We start from the raw sequence: 19,846 nt of genomic DNA, 5'->3' as shown, positions 1-19,846 counted from the left end.
CAAGGTCGCTCCTGCGGGTGACTGGGCGTTACAGGCCCTGTTGCAGGAGTTGTGCCGGGTTCAATCGGTTGATTTTGCTGGGGTTTGGCGGATCGCCAGTGCTGTTGCAAGGGCAAAGTGTGCAGGAGCTGTTGGGCTGGCAACAGTGCGATTCGCAGGGCTTTGTGGGAACGGACTGCCCCGGGAATGGGCCGGCATGGGCAGCTCACAGGCGCCTCATGCCATCTCCCCCTGCTGGCTCCACAACCGATGGTAATACCCGCGCAGCGCCAGCAACTGGGCATGACTGCCGTCCTCGACGATACGTCCATCGTCGAACACGACGATCCGGTCCAGGTGCGCCACCGTCGACAACCGGTGCGCCACCACGATCACCGTCTTGTCTTCCATGATCTCGTCGAGCTTGTCCTGGATATACCGTTCGGTGATCGAATCCAGGCTCGAGGTGGCTTCGTCCATCACCAGGATCGGCGCGTTCTTCAGCAACACCCGGGCAATCGCGATGCGTTGGCGCTGCCCGCCGGACAGTTTCACCCCGCGCTCACCCACCAGCGACTCGAAGCCCTGTTCCATGGACTCGATGAAGTCCCGCGCCCCCGCCCGGTCGATGACGGCGTGCAAGGCATCGTCGCCGGCCTCCAGGCAGCCGTAGTGGATGTTCTCGCGGATGCTGCGGTGGAACAGCCCAGGCTCCTGCGGGATCAGCCCAACCTGCTGGCGCAACGAATGCTGGGTCCACATCGGTGATGATCATCAACGACAGGCTGGTAGCGGTGACGAAGGTGGCGATATCGATGCTGCCGCGCTGCCACAGGGCCAGCAGCAGGATGCCGAGCTTGAGCAGCACGCCGCAGGCGTTCTGCAGCCAGCGAATCTTCTCCATGTAGCCCAGCGAGCGATCGGTCGCCGCCACCTCGTGATCGAGGAAGCGGCCCAGGTAGCCATGCTCGTACGAGTGACGGGAGAACAGCCGGATGTTGGTGAGGTTGGTCACCGCATCCACCACCTTGCCGGTGCTGACGCTGCGCGCAGCGGCGAAGTCGCGGGCCAATGGGTGGCTGCGCTTGGCCTGATGAGGATCGCCAGGGTCTGCGTGGTGCCCAGCGAGACTTCGCTGATGCGGTGAGCCAGAGCGCCGGCGAACTTGCTGGTGATGTAACGGTGCGAGTGGCGTTGCAGGTAGGCGAACAGCGCCTGGGTCACGGCGCGCCGCTGGCGTGGCACGGTGTAGATGTGCAGGCCGCTGGCGGCGCGCATGCTGACCATCTCCAGGGCCAGCAGCGCGGCGAAGCCGGCCAGCGGCCAGGCCCGCACGTCGGCAGCCTGGCTGGCCTCCAGGCCCTGGCTGACCAGGCGGGTGATCTGCCCCAACGACCAGGACACCAGCACTGCACAGAGCACCGCCAGAGTCTGCAAGGCGAGCATGCCAGCGTAAGCCAATGGGTGGCGCAGGATGAAAGCACGGACGAAGGCCATGGGTATGTCGGGCAGGTGGCGGATGTCTCAGCCATCGGGCAGGCGGTGGGTCGATGTCACAGAGTCCTCCTGGGACGGTGGCTACAGGGTCGGTTGGGCTACCAGAGCGGGCACTGCCTACACCGCAATCCGGCTGAACCAGCTCGGCCGCGCCGCTGGCAGGCTGGGCACGGCGTCGAGCAAGGCGCGGGTGTAGGGGTGGCGTGGCTGCCCGAGCACCTGGACCGCAGCGCCCTGCTCCACCACCCGCCCGCTCTGCATCACCAGCACCTGGTCGCTGACCTGCTCGACCACACCCAAGTCGTGGGAAATGAACAGGCAGGCCAGGTTCAGCTCGGCCTTGAGCTCGGCCAGCAGCACGAGGATCCGCGCCTGCACCGAGACATCCAACGCCGAGACCGGCTCATCGAGTAGCAGCACCCGAGGCTTCATCGCCAATGCCCGGGCGATCGCAATGCGCTGCCGCTGCCCGCCGGATAGTTCCAGTGGACGGCGCTCCAGCACGCCCACCGGCAATTGCACCCGCTCCAGCAACGCAACCGCCTCGGTACGTTGCAACCCGCGCGGTACACCGGCCTGGGCCAGCGCCTCGGACAACACCCGCCGCACGGTATAGCGCGGGTCGAACGAAGCCAGTGGGTCCTGGAACACCACTTGGATGCCCTGGCGCACTTGGCGCTTCTGCGCTGCGGAAAGCGCCAGCCAGTCCTGCCCAGCCAACCGGACGCTGCCCTGCTCGGGACGCTCCAGGCCCAGCAGGATGCGGCCCAAGGTGCTCTTGCCGGAACCGGACTCGCCGACCACGCCCAGGGTCTGCCCTGGGCGCAATTGCAACGACACATCGTCCAGCACCTGGCGCGGCCGGCCATCCGGGCCAACGAACGACTTGCTCAAGCCTCGCGCCTCCAACAGCACCGGTTGCTCGTTCACGTCCTCCATCAGGACCAGGGCTGGTGCCGCCGGGCGCTGGAAATGCACCGCCCGCGCGGCTCCCAGCAAGCGTTGCGTGTAGGGGGCCTGCGGGTCTTGCAGGATCTGCTCGACACTGCCCTGCTCCACCACCTGGCCATGGCGCATCACCGCCACCCAGTCGGCCAGCCGCGCGACCACGGCCAGGTCATGGCTGACCATCAGCAAGCTGTTGTCCCGCTCGCGCAACTGCTCCAGCAGGCCGAGAATCTGCGCCTGCACCGTGGCGTCGAGCGCGGTGGTCGGCTCGTCGGCGATCAACAGGCGCGGCTGGCAGGCAATGGCCGACGCGATCAAGGCCCGCTGGCGCAGGCCACCGGAAAGCTGCCAGGGATACTGCCGGGCACGCACCTCGGGCTCGGGCACGCCGACCTGACGCAGCAACTCCAGCACCCGCAGGCGACGTGCTTCGGCGCCCAGGCGGGTGTGCAGCTGCAATGGCTCCTCGACCTCGGCCCCCACCCGGCGCAACGGGTCGAGCGAGCCCAGCGCGTCCTGCATGACGAAGCCGATGCGCCCGCCACGCAGGCGTTGCCAGGCGGTTTCGTCGAGGCCGCGCAGGTCCTGCCCGGCAAAGTCCAGGCGCTGCGCACGCACGGCGGCGCCGGGCCCGGTCAGGCCGGCCAGCGTGCGGGCGGTGACACTCTTGCCCGAGCCCGACTCCCCCACCAGCGCCAGACACTGCCCGGTGTGCAATTGCAGGTTGACCCCGTGCACCACCGGCACACCGTTGAAACTCACATGCAGGTCACGAATGTCCAGCAACGGAGCCGGTTTCTCGAAAATGCTCATACGCTTCTACCCTCGCTACGGCACAGCCAGTCGCGGCCGATGACGGTGATGGAAATGACGGTCAGGGTGATCGCCAGCGCCGGCCAGGCCATCAGCCAGGGCGCGTTGGCCATGAAATTGCGGGCCACCGCCATCATCGCGCCCCATTCCGGCGCCGGCGGCGGCGCGCCGAAGCCGAGGAAACTCAAGGCCGCAGCGGCGGTGATCGCCCCGCCCAGGCCGATGCAGGCGAGCACCAGCACCGGTTGCACGGCATTGGGCAGCACATGCCAACACACCACCGCTAGCGGCCTGCGCCCCAGGGTCACCGCCGCCTCGACGAAGCCGGCATGGCGAATGGTCAGCGCCTGGGCCCGTACCACGCGGGCGTAGCGCGGCACCGAGGCGATACCCACGGCGAGGATCAGGTTGGCGGTGCCCTGGCCGAACAGGGTGATGATCACCAGCGCCAACAGCAGGTCGGGGAACGCCAGCAGCACGTCGACGGCGCGCATCAGCAGGTTGTCCAGCCAGCGTGGCGCCAGCCCGGCGAGCAGGCCGAGCAGCGTTCCCAGGCCCAGCCCGACCAGGGTCGCGGCCAGGCCGATGAACAGCGAGGGACGGGCACCGTGGATCAGCCGGCTGAGCACATCGCGGCCGTTTTCGTCGCTGCCCAGCCAGAACATTGCACCGGGTGGTTGGTAGGCCAGGCGCGCATCGGCGCCCAGGGGATCGGCCGGCGCCAGCCAACCTGGTACGACCACGGCCAGCAACAGCAGCCCAAGCAGGCCCCAGGCCAACCATAGGCCGGGGCGATGCGTGCGCCGGGGCCTGGCCGACACGGGCGCCAGGGCCAGCGCAGGATCGGAGGCGATCACGGTCATGGCGGCCTCTCACGGCGATGGGTTGGGAATGCGCCGGTGCACGGCCTGGATCTCGGCCAGCACCTCGTCGCTCAGGCGCACGTCCAGTGCGCCGAGGTTCTCCTGCAATTGCAGCAGCGTGGTCTGCCCGGTGATCGCACTGGCCACGAACGGCTGGCGGATGACGAAGGCCAAGGCCAACTGCGCAGGGCTCAGGCCATGCCGGCGGGCGATATCGACGTACCCGGCGATGGCGCTGTTGGCCTCGGTACTGTCATAGCGGTTGAAGGTGCGGTACACCGACGACAACCGGGCGCCTTCTGGCCGCGCGCCCTCGAGATACTTGCCGGTCAATGCACCGAAGGCCAGCGGCGAATAGGCCAGCAGGCTCACGCCCTCGCGGTGGCTGAATTCCGACAGGCCGTGCTCGTACAAGCGGTTGAGCAGGCTGTAGGGGTTCTGGATGCTGGCGATACGGGCAAGGCCATGGTCCTCGCTGTGGCGCAGGAAGCGCGCCACGCCCCACGGCGTCTCGTTGGACACGCCGATATGGCGCACCTTGCCGGCCTTGACCTGCTCGTCGAGCACGGCGAGCGTTTCTTCGATGGCCACGGCGCTGGGGTGGTCTTTGACGTAGGGGTACTCGCGGATACCGAAAAAATTGCTGGCGCGGTCCGGCCAGTGCAGTTGGTAGAGGTCCAGGTAGTCGGTACGTAGGCGGCGCAGGCTGCCCTCGAGGGCAGCGACGATGTTCTTACGGTCGTGGTGCGACAGGCCATCGCGGATATGCCCCTGGCCGGCGGGATCGCGGGCGGGGCCGGCGATCTTGCTGGCCAGCACGAGCTTGTCGCGGTTGCCGCGGGCGGCGAGCCAGTTGCCGAGGTAGCGCTCGGTGGTGGTCCAGGTCTCGGCACGGGTCGGGGTCGGGTACATCTCGGCGGTGTCGATGAAGTTGATGCCGGCGGCGGTGGCGGCATCCAGTTGCTGGTGGGCGTCCTGCTCGGTGTTCTGGTGGCCCCAAGTCATGGTGCCGAGACTGAGCAGGCTGACGGAGAGTTCGGTGTGGCCTAGGCGGCGGTAGAGCATGGTGTGAATCCTTTTGTTCAGTGTTGGGTTCCGGGGCCGCTTCGCGGCCCAATGACGGCAGGCCTACACAGCCGATGCAGTCTCCCGGCGAGCCTCGGCGAACTGGTTCACCGCCTTCGGCAAACCCAGGTGATCGCGCAACGTGGTCCCTTGGTACTCAGTGCGGAACAACCCTCGCTTCTGCAGCAACGGCACCACCTCCTCGACGAATACTCGCGCCCCCGACGGGAACATGTCGGGCATGATGTTGAAGCCATCCCCCGCTCCGGCCAGGAACCACTCGACCAGGGTGTCGGCGACCTGCTCCGGGGTGCCGACCGCCAGCCGGTGGCCAACCAGGATCCGTCGCGACAACTGGCGGATGGTCAGGTTCTCGCGCCGTGCCAGGTTCAACTGCGCTTCGAGAAAGCCCTGCGAACCGCGCTCGAAGTCCGCCACCGCACCGATCCGCGCCCAGGGCAACGGCGCATCCGGGTCCAGCTCGCTGGCGTCGATGCCGATGCGCCCGGCCACCTGCTGCAACAAACCATGCTCGCCGTGCCAGGCATTGAGCTCATCGAAGCGCGCATGGGCCTCGGCCTCGGTGGCACCGATCACCGTCGACAAGCCCGGCATGATCTTCAGGTGCCGTGGATCGCGGCCACAGGCCCTGGCGCGAGCCTTCATCTCGCGATAGAAGGCCTGGCCATCGGCCAGGGTGGTCTGGGTGGTGAAGATCGCGTCGGCATAGCGCGAGCCCAGCGCCTTGCCGCCCTCGGAAGACCCGGCCTGGACCAGCACCGGCCGCCCTTGGGGCGAGCGCGGCAGGTTCAGCGGCCCCTTGACCTGGAAGTGGCGGCCCTGGAAGTCGAGGGTGTGGACCTTGCGCGGATCGGCGAAACGGCCGGCGACGCGGTCGCCGATGATCGCGTCCTCTTCCCAGCTATCCCACAGTTTCAGGGTGACCTCGAGGAACTCCTCGGCTCGACCATAGCGGTCGACATGCAGCGGTGCTCCGGCCAGGCCGAAGTTCTGCGCCGCCGCATCGCCGGCATTGGTCACCACGTTCCAGGCCGCACGGCCACCGCTGATATGGTCCAGCGAGGCAATGCGCCGGGCCAGGTTGAACGGCTCGTTGTAGGTGCTCGAGCAGGTGGCGATGACGCCGATGCGTTCGGTGGCAGCGGCCACGGCGGTCAGCAGCACGGTCGGCTCAAGGCGCCCGCCCGGCTGGCTGGCGACATCGCCCGGCAGGGCCGGGCCGTCGGCCAGAAAGATCGCGTCCAGGCAGCCGCGCTCGGACAGCCGGGCGATGTCGCGGTAGTAGTTGACGTCGATGTAGGCATCGATCGCGGCTTCACCCTGGCGCCAGGCCCCTGAGTGTGCTCCGAAGCCGAGGATGTTCATGCCCAGGCTCATCTGTGGTTGCTGCGTGCTCATGCGGGTTCTCCTGTTCAGACGGCGCTGGCTTCATCGCCAGCGCCCTGCCCTTCGGTGGCGGCTGCGTGACGGGCACGCCAGGCCTGGGCCGGGCTGATGCCGTTGAGGTAGTAGTTGCCCAGCGCCTGCTCGCGGTGGATCGCCGGGTTGTGGGAGGCCAGGGTGCGGGCGTTGCGCCAGTGGCGGTCGAGGCGCCGGGCATTGCTGGTGGCCGAGGCGCCGCCCACTTCGAACAGCAGGCTGCAGGCCTGGAGTACCTGCGGCAGGACGACCTGCTGCGCCTGGAAGGCGTGGACCTCGGCATCGGTGTACAACTGCTCGGGCACCTCACCCTGCAGCCCGGCCTCGACTACCCGTTGCAGGCTCTGGCCCACGGCCGTCAACTGGGCTTCGGCGGCGAAGGCCAGGCTCGCCAGCCGGCCGATCACCCCCTGCACCAGTGGATCCTCGGCCGGGCGCGACTGCCCGGGTATCCCGAAGGCGCGGGTCCGCCCCTGGACGAAGGCCACGGCATCGGCCAGCACCGCCCGGCCGATACCGACCAGGGTGGCAAGGTGAACGGCTTGGTAGAACGCCGTGAGGTACGACTCGGCGCGCAGCTCGCCCTTGGCGAAACGCCGCAGCACGTGTCGTTCCGGCACTGCCACCTGGTGGAAACGTGTAGTGCCGCTGCCGGTCAGGCGCTGGCCGAAGCCGTCCCAGTCATCGATCACTTCGACGCCAGGGATGTGGGTCGGTACCACCAGGCTGACGAAGTCGTCCCCGTGGTTGGCTACCGCCGCGACCCAGTCGGCGTAGAGGGTGCCGGTGCAGTAGTACTTCTCGCCGTCCAGCTGATAGCCGTCCTGGCCTTCGCTGAGCTGCACGGTGTTGCCGGTACTGTCGGTGCGTTCGGCCATGGCCGCGCCCCACAGCTCGCCGGCCACCACGCGGGCGAACCAGTAATCTTGGGAGGCGGCGTCGTTCGACGACAGGCGCCCTTCGACGAAACCGAAGTGGGCGCGGAAGATCTGCGGCAGGTTGGAGTCGGCCTGGCCCAGACGCACCAGCTGGCGCAGCAGTTGCGGCAGGCTCGCGCCCAGGCCGCCATGGCTGCGCGGCACGCGCAAGGCGCCCAGGCCGGCCTCGCGCAGCCAGGCCACCGGCTCGTGGGCCAGGGTGCGCTGCTGCTCGCGGGCCACCGCGCCTGCGGCGATACGGGCGTAGATCGGCTCGAAGCGGCTATCCAGTTCGGCGTCGGTCAAGGGTGAAGAGCTCATGGTGGTTCCTTTCTCGGGGATTCAGTGGCGCGCGGTGCGCGGATCGATGGCCTGTGTCGCCAGGTCCACCAGCAGGTTGACCAGCACATAGATGGCCGCTGCCAGCAGGGTCACGCCGAGCACCAGCGGCACGTCCTTGTTGCTGGTCGCCTCAAGCATCAGCCGGCCGATGCCCTGGCGGCCGAACAACAGCTCCAGCACCACCGCGCCGCCGAGCAGGCTGGCGAACACGTAGCCGGCCAGGGTCACCAGCGGCACCAGGGCGTGGCGCAGGGCATGGCGCAGGCGCACGGCGGTGTCGGACATGCCGCGGGCGCGGGCCTGGGTGATGAAGGGTTGTTCCAGCACCTGTTCGAGCGACTGGCGCAGCACCTGGGCCAGCACCGCGGCGAGCGGCAAGGCCAGTGCCAGTGACGGCAGCACCAGCGAGCGCCAGCCCGACGAGCCGGACGGCGGTAACCAGTGGAAATGGAAGGCGAAGGCCAGCAACAGCACCGTGCCGATCACGAAGTTCGGCACCGACGACAGCACCAGCTCGCCCCCCGACACCAGTGCCCGCAGGCGTCGCCCACGGTTGGCGGTGAGCAACGCCGATAGCAGGGCGATCGACACGGCCAGCACGGCCGCACTGCTGGCCAGGGCCAAGGTCGCGCCGATCTGCTCGCCGATCGCCTGGCTGACCGGGATACGCAGCCGGTAAGACTCCCCCAGGTCGCCCTGGGCCAGGCGCGCCAGGTAACGGCCGTATTGCACCCACAGCGGCTGGTCGAGGCCGTACTCGGCGCGCACCTGGGCGAGCATCTGCGGGGTCGGCATAGCGTCCGGGCCGCCGAGGATCGCCAGCGCGATGTCGCCGCCGCTGTGCTGCACGCCCAGGAAGGTCAGGCTGGCCGCGGCCCACAGCACGATCACGCCGTCACGCAGGCGGCGCAGCAAGATTGTCAGCCCTTTCATGGGCGCTCCTTGGCCAGCCAGACGCTGGTGAACAGAGGGACATTGTGCGAACCGTCGAACAGCACGCCGCCTACGGCCTTGCGGTAGGCCAGCAGCATCTGGCTCTCCACCGAGGGCACCGCCGGCACGGTCTCGCCCAGGCGCTGTTGGGCCTGGCGGTAGAGCGCATGACGCAAGGCCGGGTCGGTGCTGCGACGGGCCTCGCCGAGCAACTGGTCGAGGGCCTCGTCGCGGAAGTGGCCGACGTTCTGGCCGAGCATCCGTGCGCTGGGGATCGACTGGCTGTGGTAGAGGATGTACAGGCCATCGGCCGTGTTGGTGTGCCAGTAGCCACCGCCGAGGGCATCGAAGTCACCGGCATAGCGCAGTTCCATGACCCGGGTGATGGGCAGCATCTCGATGGGCAGGTCGAAGCCGATCTTGCGCAGGTCGGCCTGCACCGCCACCGAGACATTGGCCGGGAATGCCGGGTTGTCGTAGGTCAGCAAGGTGGCGCCAAGGCGCTTGCCATCACGGGTGCGAAAACCCTGGGCGTCGCGCCCGGTCCAGCCAGCGGCGTCGAGCAGACGGTTGGCCTCGGCCGAGTCGAAGGCCAGGGCATCGCGGGCCACGGGGTCATATCCCGGCGTGTTGACGGCGAGGAAATCACCCTTGGCCAGGTATTCACCGAAGCCGGAAATCCACGCCAGGCCGTCACGGTCGATGGCCCTGGCCACCGCCTGGCGCACGCGCAGGTCATCGAACGGTGGACGCTCGACGTTGAAGGTGATGCTGCGCACAGGGTTGCCCTTGCGGATGCGGTTGCGCAGGGTCAACTGCGGGTTGGCGCGGATCGCCGCCGCGTTCTGCGCAGGCGCATCCAGGGCCATGTCGCTGTCGGCGGCCTCCAGCGAGGTGTAGCGGATCATCGCCTCGGGCACGTAGCTCAGCTCGATGCGGTCCAGGTAGGCCTCGCCCTGGTGATTGATCGCCGGCGGCGCCCAGTGGTAACCAGCGCGACGCGTGAAGCTGGCGCCCTGGTCGCGCACCCAGCCGTCCAGTACGAACGGCCCGCTGCCGATGGGGTGGCTGGCGATGGTCCTGGGGGCTTCGAGGATCTGCCTGGGCGAGATCATCCCCAGCCAGGCCTGGGACAGCACATCGAGGAACGGCGCATACGGAGCGCGCAGGGTCGCCTCGAAGGTGTATTCGTCGACCACCCTGCCTTGCAGGTACGGCGCGATATAGGCCGCGGCCAGGGGCGACTTGGTCCTGGGATCGCGCATGTGCTCCAGGTTGACCCGCACCGCCTCGGCATTGAAGCGCTCGCCATCGCTGAAGGTGACGTCGTCGCGCAGGTGGAAGGTGTAGGTCAGGCCATCGGTGCTGATCGCCCAGCTTTTCGCCAGCCAGGGCGTGAGGGTGCCGTCTTCGGCCTGGTACACCAGGCAGTCGAAGAGGATGCGCCCCATCCATTGCATGTTGCCGTGGGACAGCGCGTGGATATCGAAGCTGCCGGCATCGCTGGACGCCGACACGCGTAGGGTGCCGCCACGCAGGCCTGGCCGCTGCTCCACGAAGTCGCTGGCCGGATAGCGCATCACACCGTCTACTTCGCTCACCGCCTCGCCTTTGAGGGTGCCAGCGGTGTCCGGTGGCGAAGCAGGCGAGCAGGCGGCCAGGAGCAACGCGCTGCCGAGCAAAACCTGACGGATGAGGTGAGTCACCGGCACGGCCATCAGAAGCGTACCGCCACGCCGGTGGTCACCGAGAAGGCGTCCCCCGGGTAGAAATTGGCCGAGTCACGCCCATTGGCGTCGTAGACGGTGTTGGCCGCGCTGGCATAGCGCTCGTCGGTGATGTTGCGCAGGTCGGCGAACACCTCCCACTTCTTGCTCGGCGCCTGATAGCCAACCTTGGCCCCCCACAGCACGTAGGACGGCGCCTGCCAGGTGTTGGCATAGTCGATGTAGTAGCGGGTGGCCGTGCGCAGGTTGAGCGAGGCGTAGAAGCCACTGGCCTGGCGATAGGCGAGTTCGGCCTGGTAGACCTGGCGTGGCAGGCTCGGCAGCTCGTTGTCGCCGAAGGTGTCGTCGTTGCGGTAGTGGAAATCGTTGAGGGTGTAGGCCTGGCGAAGGTCGAGGGTGTCGCCGTTGGTGCCGGCCCAGAGCAAGGCGTTGAGCCCCGCCTCGATGCCCTGGTGGATGGTCGGGCTGGCGTTGGAGGTGGCCGTGAGCTGGTCCTGCGTGGCGCTGGCCTGGCGCACCACCACGGTCAGCAGCTCCTCTTTCACCCAGGAACGGTACAGGGTCAGGCTGCCGTCGAAGATGCCGTGGCTGCCGCGTATGCCGACCTCGAAGGTGGTGGCCTTCTGCGGCCGCACGTCGTAGAGGAACGGGTTGCTGGTACTGCCCAGTTGCCAGGTCACCGGCGGGTCGATACTGCGGCTGACGTTGCCGAACACCTGGAAGTCCGGATTGAGCTGGTAGCGCAGGCCCAGGCGTGGGGCCAAGTCGTTCTCCACGTACTCGACGCGGGTGGGGAAGTCACTGGGGTTGGCGGTGGTCAGCGTGGTGCCTTCGATCTCGGCCTTGCGGCGGATGTTGATGAAGGATAGGCCCGAGGACAGCCACAGGTCGTCGGTCAGTTGCAGCTCGTTGGCGAAGGTCAGCACCGTGTCGCGCGAACCGGTGTAGTTGGTTTCCTGGATCTTCGCGCCGGTGGTGCGGCTGTGGGACTTGACGTCGGCCAGGTAGGCGCGGGTGTTGCTGAAGATGATGCTGCTGTCGCTGGGCAGGCCGAGGAAGCGGTCGCCTGTACGCAGGTAGCGCAAGGTCAGGTTGATGTCCTTGGAACGCCAGTCCTGCGGCGCTACGGCGTAGCGCCAGCCGTTGAGCAGCGGGTAGTTGTTGTATGACGCGCCCACTTCCAGCGTGTTGCCATCGTCGAAGGTGTAGGTGGTTTTGTTGCCGATGAAGGTGGTGCCGTCCTTGCGTCGGCCAGTAGGCACGAGGTTGCTGCGTGGGTCGTGCTTGAGCTGCTGGCGGGTCAGGGTGTTGCCGTTGACCAGTTGTTCCTCGCGGTACTTGAAGAACACACGGGTCTCGAGCTTGGGGCTGAACACATGGCCGAAGTTGGCGGCGATGCCACGGCCTTCGTTGCTGGCATGGTCCTGGTAGCCGTCGCGCTCGTTGTGCAGCACGTTGATGTAGTAGTCGCTGTCGCCCACCACCCCGCCGGTGGCCAACTGCTGCTTGCGGTAGCCGTAGCTGCCGACTTCGAAGCGGGCATAGTTGCCGGGGTCGGTGCGGCCGGTCTTGCTGACCATGTTGATTGCCCCACCCAGCGACAGCGCGCCGTACTCGAAAGCATTGGCGCCGTACAGCACCTCGGTGTGGTCCACCGCCTGCATGTCGAGGAAGTCTTCCTGGGTCCCCCCGGGGCCGGTGATCGGCAACCCATCGAAGAGGAACTTGGTACCCAGCACATAGCCCTGGTAGAAGGTGTTCAGGCCAGAGCCACGGATGGAGATCTTGTTCGCCGCGGTGCCACTGGTGCCTTGGGCGAACACGCCTGGCTGCAGGGCCAGCACGTCCTCGGCATTGGCCGCACGGCCCTGTTCGACCTGACGGTTGTCGACCACTGCGGTGTTGCCGGCGACGTTCTGCAGGCGCTTCTGATCCTGTTGCGCGCCGCTCGCTGCGGCGCCGGTGACCGTCACGGTCTGCAGGGTAGATTCCGTGGCCGCCAGGGCCACAGGGCTGAGCAAGGCCAGAAACACCGACAGGTGATAACTGCCTGGTCTAACTTTCGCACGCACTGCAAGTACTCCCATTTTATATACAAGGCCGATATTCGCCATTGTCTTCGAACATCGCCGTAGTGCTCTGTAATGGGGTATTGCAGTTGTCGTGCCAGCCTGTTCATGCCTGTTTACTGGGCTTTTTATCTATGACAAGTTGATGTGCGACACAAACTGTTCGGGCAGTGTTGCGACACCAACATCACACCTACGCTCCCGAGCAAAGCATGATTTAGCGCAGACCTGTAGGGGCTTCGTCAGTTGAATCGTATTGGCGCTGCTTCGCAGCCCCACCATATGCTCGATGAACGTCTTGACTGACCAAGCCAACGTTTCCCGTACGAGCGCGCAGCCCGCCCAAAACGTCTTTTGTGACATTTGGGTATTTATATATAACCTGTACTGTACGGCGGCCAACATCTCTTCAACAAAACTTGTTGCCCTGCTCACTGCCTTGAATAAAACATCGCGTCCAACCTGTAACTTCCAGCACATAACCAGCTGGCACAGAAACTGCTCTAAGCCTCGCCGACTGGCCTGACTATTCCCATAGAACGCCGAGGACCTACGATGAACTTCAAGGAATACAACGATGCGTGCGATTCAACCACACCCACTGCGCCAGGCTATCCGCCAAGCCACCCTGGGCACGGCACTGGGCTGCGCCCTGCTGGCCCCGGCCACGGTGCTGGCCGCTGACGAGCAGACCCTCGGCACCGTCACCGTACAGGGCGCCAAGCAGAGCGACGTAGAACGCGCCAGCAGTGCCCTGGCCGAAGTCCCCGGCGGCACCAGCGTGGTCGACAGCGAAGAGGTCGCCAAAGGCCGTACCGCCACCCTGCAGGACACCCTCGCCTACCAGCCCGGCGTGTTCGTGCAGACCACCGGCGGCAACGACGCCGCCAAGATCTCCGTGCGCGGCTCCGGCGCCAATACGTCGCCCGGCTACTTCCGCGAAGGTATCAAGTTCCTCTTCGATGGCCTGCCGCTGACCGGCCCCGGAGGTACGCCCTACGAATTCCTCAACGCTGCGGGGGTCAACTACACCGAGATCCTGCGCGGCGCCAACGCCTTCCAGTACGGCGCCCTGACCCTGGGCGGCGCGGTCAACTTCGTCAACCACAGCGGCTACAGCGCCCCGGGCCTGCGCCTGCGCGCCGAGGCTGGCAGCTACGGCTACCAGAAGCAGAGCCTGAGCTATGGCGGTGTCGAGGGTGACCTGGACTACTACCTGCAAGCCGACAACTACCGCAACGACGGCTACCGCGACTACAGCCTGGCGAAGAGCTCGGGCATCGTCGCCAACGCCGGCTACCGCTTCAGCCCGAAACTGGAAACCCGCGTGCTGCTGCGCTACCGCGACGAGTACCACAACGACCCCAGCGCCACCACCCTGGACGCCACCAAGCACCATCCCCGCCGCGCCAGCGCCACCGCCGAAAGCAGCGGCGCCGGTGCCCGCCGCCCCGGCAGCATCTGGCTGGGCAGCAAGACCACCTATACCTTCGACGACGACGCGCGCCTGACTGTCGGTCTGGCGTACCACGACTACCGCCACACCAATAGCCCGCGCAGCCCGAGCAACCCCAGCTACTGGGACTGGCACGACCTAGGCCTGCTGCTGGGCTACGACCGTGTCGACTACCTGTTCGGCCATGAGAGCCGCAGTAGCATCGCCTTCACTTCCACCCAGCACCTGCGCGGCGGCGTGAACTCGGCCAATGACGACAAGGTGTCGCTGAAGAAGGTCGACTACCAGGACTCCTTCGATCGGGTCATCTCGCTGGGCAACGACCTCAGCCTGGTCGACGGCCTGTGGCTGACCAGCGGGGTGTCGTTCGTCAACGTGCGACGCCAGGTCGACATCGACTATGCCGCAGCGCCCAACACCACCGATTTCCCCCAGCACGTCAACTACGACAACTGGAGCATCGCCCCGCGCATCGGCCTGCGCTACGAGTTCAGCCCCAACCTGCAAGTGTTCACCAATTTCAGCCGCAGCATCGACCCGCCCGCTTCCTGGGAATACTCAGGCTCCGGCCCGACTCTGCCGTACATCCGCCCGCTGGTGGAGCAGAAGGCCAACACCCTCGAGATCGGCATCAAGGGCTCGCACAGCATCTTCGACGGCAGCCTGGCGTTGTACCGCTCGTGGATCCACGACGAACTGCTGAACGTGCAAATCATCCCCGCCACCTCCACCTCGGCGGCGGTCACTGGGGCGTTCAATGCCTCACCGACCATCCACCAGGGCATCGAGGCCGGCCTGAACACACGCCTGTGGGAGAACCCGCAAGGCGACCTGCTGCGCTGGCGCCAGGTGTACACCTACAACGACTTCTACTACCGCCACGACGACACCTTCGGCGACAACCAGTTGCCGGGTGTGCCCAAGCACATCTACCAGGGCGAGCTGCAGTACCAGCACCACAGCGGCTGGTACACCGGGGTCAACGTACAGTCCGCATCGCGAACGGCGGTGGACTATGCCAACACCTTGTACGCGCCGTCGTACACCCTCTGGGGCGCGAACCTGGGGTACGAGGCACCCAAGGGCAACTGGAAGGTGTCGCTGGACCTGAAGAACCTGGCGAACAAGGCCTACGTGACGGCGGTGACACCGCAATACAACGCTCGCGGCCAGGACACCGCGGCGTTCTGGCCGGGAGAAGGGATCGGCGCGTACGTGGGTGTCGAAGTGCGCTACTGACCCAGGCGCAGCGACCGGCCCGGGTCCTGGAGTGGCCCTGGGCCGGTATCCGCGAACCCTGGATGACCACCCCGAACCGAGTTGCGCGTGGCATCCAGGTCCCTGAACGACTCATGCACCAAGGCCCTCGAGCTCAAGCCCCTGCCAGGCCGGGTGGAGTCGTCATCGCTCATGGCCAACCTGTGGTTGCTGTAAACCAGCGACATGCTCTCAGTGGCCTCCGGCCGAGTCGCCCAGCATTTCCCCCATCGCGGCTTGGTCAAGGCGCTGGATTTCAAGATGGATGCCGAGGGCTGCATCGGCGCCTGCTGGCGCGACGGGCCGTATATCGACGATGCCGTGCTGGATTTTCGTACGTGCTTGTTGAAGGCGTCCGAGCAGCAGGTTCGTTTGAAGGATTGAGGGGCTTGCGCTTGTGCAGGTTCTTCTCGTCGCCCTTTGGGGGCGCTTCGCGCCCCATCGTCGGCAAGCTTGCTCGCGAACAAGGGCGCAGCCCTTGCCGTACACCGGTGGAGTCAGGGCCGTCCTTCAGAACTGCCTGGCGATTGCCGCCACGATGATGCCTGCGGCAATCGCCGGCAGCGGTTTTCTCAGCGACAGCATGACGACCGCGGTCGCCAGCAAGGCCAGACGCGCGCCCATGTCGCCCGTCACCGCCAGCGGGGCGATGACCGCCACCAGTACCGAACCCGACATGGCATTGATGAACTGCTGCACGCGGTAGTTGATCGGCACGAACGACATCACGAAAACGCCACCCCAGCGCGTGGCCAGGGTCACCACCGCCATGACCAGGATAATGACGAACGTGCCGAGGCCTGTGCTTTCGATACTCATTGCTTCTTCTCCATCCAGAGTGCTCCCAGTACACCACCGGCCAATGCCCCGACCACCACATGACTGTTTTCAGGCAGGTACGCGTACGCCAGGAGCGATGAGCACGCCGCAAGGCTCCAGATAACCAGCATGCGCAGGTTCTTTTGCCCACCGATCACCATTGCCAGCAGGAAGCATCCCATCACCATGTCGAGCCCCAGGCTGACCGGGTCCTGGATCGCGCTACCGAAGTACAGGCCCAGCCAACTGCCCAGCGCCCAGGCCGACCACAACGCGATGCCCCCACCCAACAAGAGCCCCAGGCCAGGCTTGCCGCGGTTGAAGGCCTGCATCGACATCGCCCAGTTGGCATCGGACACCACCAGCATCACCCCGTAGCGCCTGGCCCGGGGCAGGTCCTTCAACCAGGGATACAGGGTCGCGCCCATCAGCAGGTGCCGGGCGTTGATCGCGAACACCGTGATGACCAGCGGGACGATCGGTACATGCGTTCCCCACATATCGAGAACAGCGAACTGCGCCGCGCCGGCAAACACCAACGCACTCATCAGTAGCGTCGATACATCGTCCAGCCCAGTCTGGGCCGCAGCCAGGCCGAAGGCGACACCGAAGACAACGACGAACAGGGAAATGGGCAGAAGCTGCTTGAAGCCACCCCATACCTCGCCCGCGTCCAACCGCACGGGTCTATTTTCCACACTCAACGCAAACCTCTCCTCTTTTCTGTATGGGTGCTCAGGCATTGGGGGCGTATTTTGCTGGGCAGCCTTGATTCAGAAAAGCGAATAAGTGTTCGAGAGGCATACATCCAACCGTGCGCTCCGGGAGCGCCTATCGATTGGCTGAGAAGACTTTGCGTGGCGCAGGCACAAATGAGCAACTCCCTTTGCTCATTCGCCCAACAGCGAGTCAGAGGGCCGCGGTGGGCGAACGCCCCAAAACCCGTGCGTACTCATCGCGAGCTGTCTGCTCGGTGAACTCACCCGACCACTTGGCCACCACCACCGTCGCGACACTGTTGCCGATTGTGTTGCAGGTAGCGATCGCCATCGACATGAAGCGGTACACACCGAACAGCAACGCCAGCCCTTCCACCGGTAGTACACCAATGGCCGTCACGGTGGCGGCGAACACCACGAAGCTACCGCCCGAGACCGCCGCCGCCCCTTTGGAGGTCACCAGCATGATCGCCAGGATGCCCAGCTGTTGCTCCCAGCCCAACGGCACGCCATAGGCATTGGCGATGAACAGCACGCAGAGCGACATGTAGATCGAGGTGCCATCAAGGTTGAAGGCATAACCGGTGGGCAGTACCAGACCGACACTCTGCTTGGAGCAACCGAACCTTTCGAGCTTCTGCAGCAAACGCGGCAAGGCGCTTTCCGACGACGCGGTACCTAGCACGATGAAGATCTCGTCCTTGATGTAGACCAGGAAGCGCCACAGGCTGAAGCCCGAAAGGCGGCAGACCGCCGCCAGCACCACGAACAGGAAGAACGCGACAGCCAGGTAGAACATCAGCACCAGATTCGCCAACGACATCAGCACAGCGGTGCCGTTACTGCCAACCGCATAGGCGACCGAACCAAACGCCCCTAGCGGGGCGAACTTCATGATCAGGTTGATGAACTCGAAGAAGCACTCCGAAACCCGGTTCAGGCCATCCTCGATCACCGCGCGGCGCTCATGCTTGAGGGCCAGCAGGGCAAAGCCGAACAGCACCGAAATCACCAGCACCTGCAGCAGTTGGCCACCGGCGAAGGCACCGACGAAGTTGTCGGGGAAGATACCGTAGATGAAGTCCATGGTCGAGGTCGGCGCATGCCCCTTGGCCACCGCCGCCGAGGCTGCCGCAGAAGTCGCGCTGCTCGGATGGGCGTCGTGCATGCCCGAGCCGATGCCGATCAGGTTGCCCCACAGCAGGCCAATGGCCAGCGCCAGGGTCGACAGGATCTCGAAGTACACCAGCGCGCGCCAGCCAACCTTGCCGACCCGCTTGATGTCGCCGGCCGAGGCGATGCCGTGGACCACGGTGAAGAACACCAACGGCGCCACGGCAGTCTTGATCAGCTTGAGAAAGATATCCCCGAGGATCTTGAACTTGGCAGCGAGCTCAGGGGCGATGAAACCAAAGGCGATACCCAGCAGCATCGCTGCGATGACCTGGAAGGTCAGGTCTTTGTAGAGCGGCTTTTTCGAAGTGGAAGACATGGCTGCACTCTCATTGTTCTTATCTGGAAGCATCAGCCGAGGCCCGAGGCAAGCCGGGCCCCGGCCATATCAGCGGGCGACTGCGCCAGGACGAGCCAGGGCCAGATCAACCATCCGTGGCGCCAGGCCTAGGTAGTTGGCTGGGTCGCACAGTCTTTCGAGGGTCTCGATATCCAGGCGTGCAGTGGCCTCACCCTGGGCCAACAGCGCGTCGAGCAGGCTGATGCCCAGGTCGTTGGCCATGCGGCAGGCGGCATAGACCACATCGTGGGCGACCTGGCGGCCAAGCGCCGGGGCAAGCCCCATCATCACCGCCTCGGCAACGATCAAACCTTGGGTCATGTCCAGGTTCTTGCGCATGCGCTCGGTACGCACCTCAAGGCCTGCGAGCATGAAACGCGCCTGGCCCAGCGAAGCGGCGGTCAAGGCGAAGGCTTCGGGGATGGCGATCCATTCGGCCTGCCAGGGACCGGTCGAACGCTCGAAATCCTGGATCATCGCATCGAGCATCAGCCCTGCCTGCTGGCGCACCCCCTTGGCGGCGGCATACATCAGTTCACAGGAAATCGGGTTGCGCTTCTGCGGCATGGTGCTGCTGGCGCCACGGCCTTTGACGAAAGGCTCGTACACCTCGCCCAGTTCGCTGGTCATCATCATCATGACGTCCAACGCCACCTTGCCCAGCGAAGCGGTGACCAGCCCGAGGAAGTTCAGGGTCTCGGCCAGGCCGTCGCGGGCCACGTGCCAGGTTGCCTGCGGCACGCCAAGGCCCAGTTCGTCCATCAGCGCCGCTTGCACATCCAGGCCCTTGTCGCCCAGCGATGCCAGGGTACCGGCGGCACCGGCGAACTGCCCTACTTCGACTCGCGGACGCAGTTCAACCAGGCGCTCAGCGTGGCGGTCGAACATGCTCAGCCATACCGCGCACTTGTAGCCGAAGGTGATCGGCAGAGCGTGCTGCAGATGGGTACGGCCCGCCATCGGGGTGTCGCGATAGCGCTGCGCCAATCCAGCCAGCAGGCCACGTACGGCTTGCACGTCGCGCTCAACGATGGCCAAGGCCGCACGTACCTGCAGGACCACCGCGGTGTCCATGATGTCCTGGGTGGTCGCCCCCCAGTGCACATAGCGGCCAGCATCACCGCACAGCTTCGACAACTGCTCCACCAGCGGCAGGATCGGGTAGCCGACGATCTCGGTTTCATGCTGCATCAGCTTGAGGTCGAGGGACTCGTAGCGCGACAGCTCGGCAATCTGCGCCGCGGCTTCCACCGGGATCACCCCGCAACGCGCCTCGGCCTTGGCCAGTGCCACCTCGACCTCGATGTAACGCTCGATCAAAGCTTGGTCGGAGAACACCGCACGCATCTCGGCGGTGCCGAACATGTCGCGGAACAGGGTGGAATCGAAAACGGTAGTGGACATGAGCAGGCATCCTGAAATGTTGTTATTGATCGGACATATTTATTATGTACGTACATAATTCTTGCCCTGTCGCTGATACACTGTC

The 19,846-nt window shown here is 65.7% G+C and carries 16 protein-coding genes; 2 read left to right on the top strand and 14 right to left on the bottom strand.

Annotated elements, in window-relative coordinates:
- Positions 1-216 precede the first annotated feature (216 nt).
- The 10 genes from WCE05_RS21220 to WCE05_RS21175 all read right to left on the bottom strand — a co-directional run bounded on the left by WCE05_RS21220 (position 217) and on the right by WCE05_RS21175 (position 12,596).
- On the bottom strand, positions 217-741 hold the full coding sequence (locus WCE05_RS21220) for an ABC transporter ATP-binding protein (protein WP_368816511.1): 525 nt from the start codon (positions 739-741) through the stop codon (positions 217-219).
- A 249-nt stretch (positions 742-990) separates the two neighbouring features.
- Positions 991-1,476, bottom strand: a complete 486-nt coding sequence (locus WCE05_RS21215; RefSeq protein ID WP_253102844.1) for a hypothetical protein — start codon at positions 1,474-1,476, stop codon at positions 991-993.
- Positions 1,477-1,593: 117 nt separating this feature from the next.
- On the bottom strand, positions 1,594-3,237 hold the full coding sequence (locus WCE05_RS21210) for a dipeptide ABC transporter ATP-binding protein (RefSeq protein ID WP_368816510.1): 1,644 nt from the start codon (positions 3,235-3,237) through the stop codon (positions 1,594-1,596).
- Complete coding sequence (locus tag WCE05_RS21205; RefSeq protein ID WP_368816509.1) at positions 3,234-4,100, bottom strand: ABC transporter permease; 867 nt, start codon at positions 4,098-4,100, stop codon at positions 3,234-3,236. The genes WCE05_RS21210 and WCE05_RS21205 overlap by 4 nt, the downstream gene beginning before the upstream one ends.
- A gap of 9 nt (positions 4,101-4,109) precedes the next feature.
- On the bottom strand, positions 4,110-5,165 hold the full coding sequence (locus WCE05_RS21200; RefSeq protein ID WP_253080948.1) for an NADP(H)-dependent aldo-keto reductase: 1,056 nt from the start codon (positions 5,163-5,165) through the stop codon (positions 4,110-4,112).
- Positions 5,166-5,228: 63 nt separating this feature from the next.
- Positions 5,229-6,584, bottom strand: a complete 1,356-nt coding sequence (locus tag WCE05_RS21195; protein WP_368816508.1) for an LLM class flavin-dependent oxidoreductase — start codon at positions 6,582-6,584, stop codon at positions 5,229-5,231.
- Between the two features lie 14 nt (positions 6,585-6,598).
- Positions 6,599-7,843: an acyl-CoA dehydrogenase family protein gene (locus tag WCE05_RS21190; RefSeq protein WP_368816507.1), complete on the bottom strand. Its 1,245-nt coding sequence runs from the start codon at positions 7,841-7,843 to the stop codon at positions 6,599-6,601.
- A gap of 21 nt (positions 7,844-7,864) precedes the next feature.
- Complete coding sequence (locus WCE05_RS21185) at positions 7,865-8,797, bottom strand: ABC transporter permease (protein WP_368816506.1); 933 nt, start codon at positions 8,795-8,797, stop codon at positions 7,865-7,867.
- A complete protein-coding gene (locus WCE05_RS21180; protein ID WP_368816505.1) occupies positions 8,794-10,503 on the bottom strand; it encodes an ABC transporter substrate-binding protein in 1,710 nt (569 codons plus the stop codon). The genes WCE05_RS21185 and WCE05_RS21180 overlap by 4 nt, the downstream gene beginning before the upstream one ends.
- A gap of 11 nt (positions 10,504-10,514) precedes the next feature.
- Positions 10,515-12,596: a TonB-dependent receptor family protein gene (locus WCE05_RS21175; protein ID WP_368816504.1), complete on the bottom strand. Its 2,082-nt coding sequence runs from the start codon at positions 12,594-12,596 to the stop codon at positions 10,515-10,517.
- A gap of 574 nt (positions 12,597-13,170) precedes the next feature.
- Here WCE05_RS21175 and WCE05_RS21170 point away from each other — a divergent pair.
- Entirely contained in the window at positions 13,171-15,288 is a 2,118-nt protein-coding gene (locus WCE05_RS21170) for a TonB-dependent receptor family protein (protein WP_368816503.1), read from the top strand.
- A gap of 204 nt (positions 15,289-15,492) precedes the next feature.
- Positions 15,493-15,690, top strand: coding sequence for a hypothetical protein (locus tag WCE05_RS21165; protein ID WP_253080955.1), 198 nt, complete (start codon positions 15,493-15,495; stop codon positions 15,688-15,690).
- Between the two features lie 126 nt (positions 15,691-15,816).
- Here the strand turns inward: WCE05_RS21165 and WCE05_RS21160 are convergent, their stop codons facing one another.
- From WCE05_RS21160 to WCE05_RS21145, 4 genes are all read right to left on the bottom strand, one after another.
- Entirely contained in the window at positions 15,817-16,125 is a 309-nt protein-coding gene (locus tag WCE05_RS21160) for an AzlD family protein (protein ID WP_225787440.1), read from the bottom strand.
- Positions 16,122-16,829, bottom strand: a complete 708-nt coding sequence (locus WCE05_RS21155; RefSeq protein WP_368816502.1) for an AzlC family ABC transporter permease — start codon at positions 16,827-16,829, stop codon at positions 16,122-16,124. Before WCE05_RS21155 ends, WCE05_RS21160 begins: the two co-directional genes overlap by 4 nt.
- A gap of 205 nt (positions 16,830-17,034) precedes the next feature.
- Positions 17,035-18,336: a cation:dicarboxylase symporter family transporter gene (locus tag WCE05_RS21150; RefSeq protein ID WP_368816501.1), complete on the bottom strand. Its 1,302-nt coding sequence runs from the start codon at positions 18,334-18,336 to the stop codon at positions 17,035-17,037.
- Between the two features lie 69 nt (positions 18,337-18,405).
- Positions 18,406-19,761, bottom strand: a complete 1,356-nt coding sequence (locus tag WCE05_RS21145; protein ID WP_368816500.1) for an adenylosuccinate lyase family protein — start codon at positions 19,759-19,761, stop codon at positions 18,406-18,408.
- Positions 19,762-19,846: the final 85 nt, after the last annotated feature.

The organism is Pseudomonas sp. I2 (genome assembly GCF_040984075.1).
Taxonomy (GTDB): domain Bacteria; phylum Pseudomonadota; class Gammaproteobacteria; order Pseudomonadales; family Pseudomonadaceae; genus Aquipseudomonas; species Aquipseudomonas guariconensis_B.
This window is presented reverse-complemented; position numbering and strand designations above follow the sequence as displayed.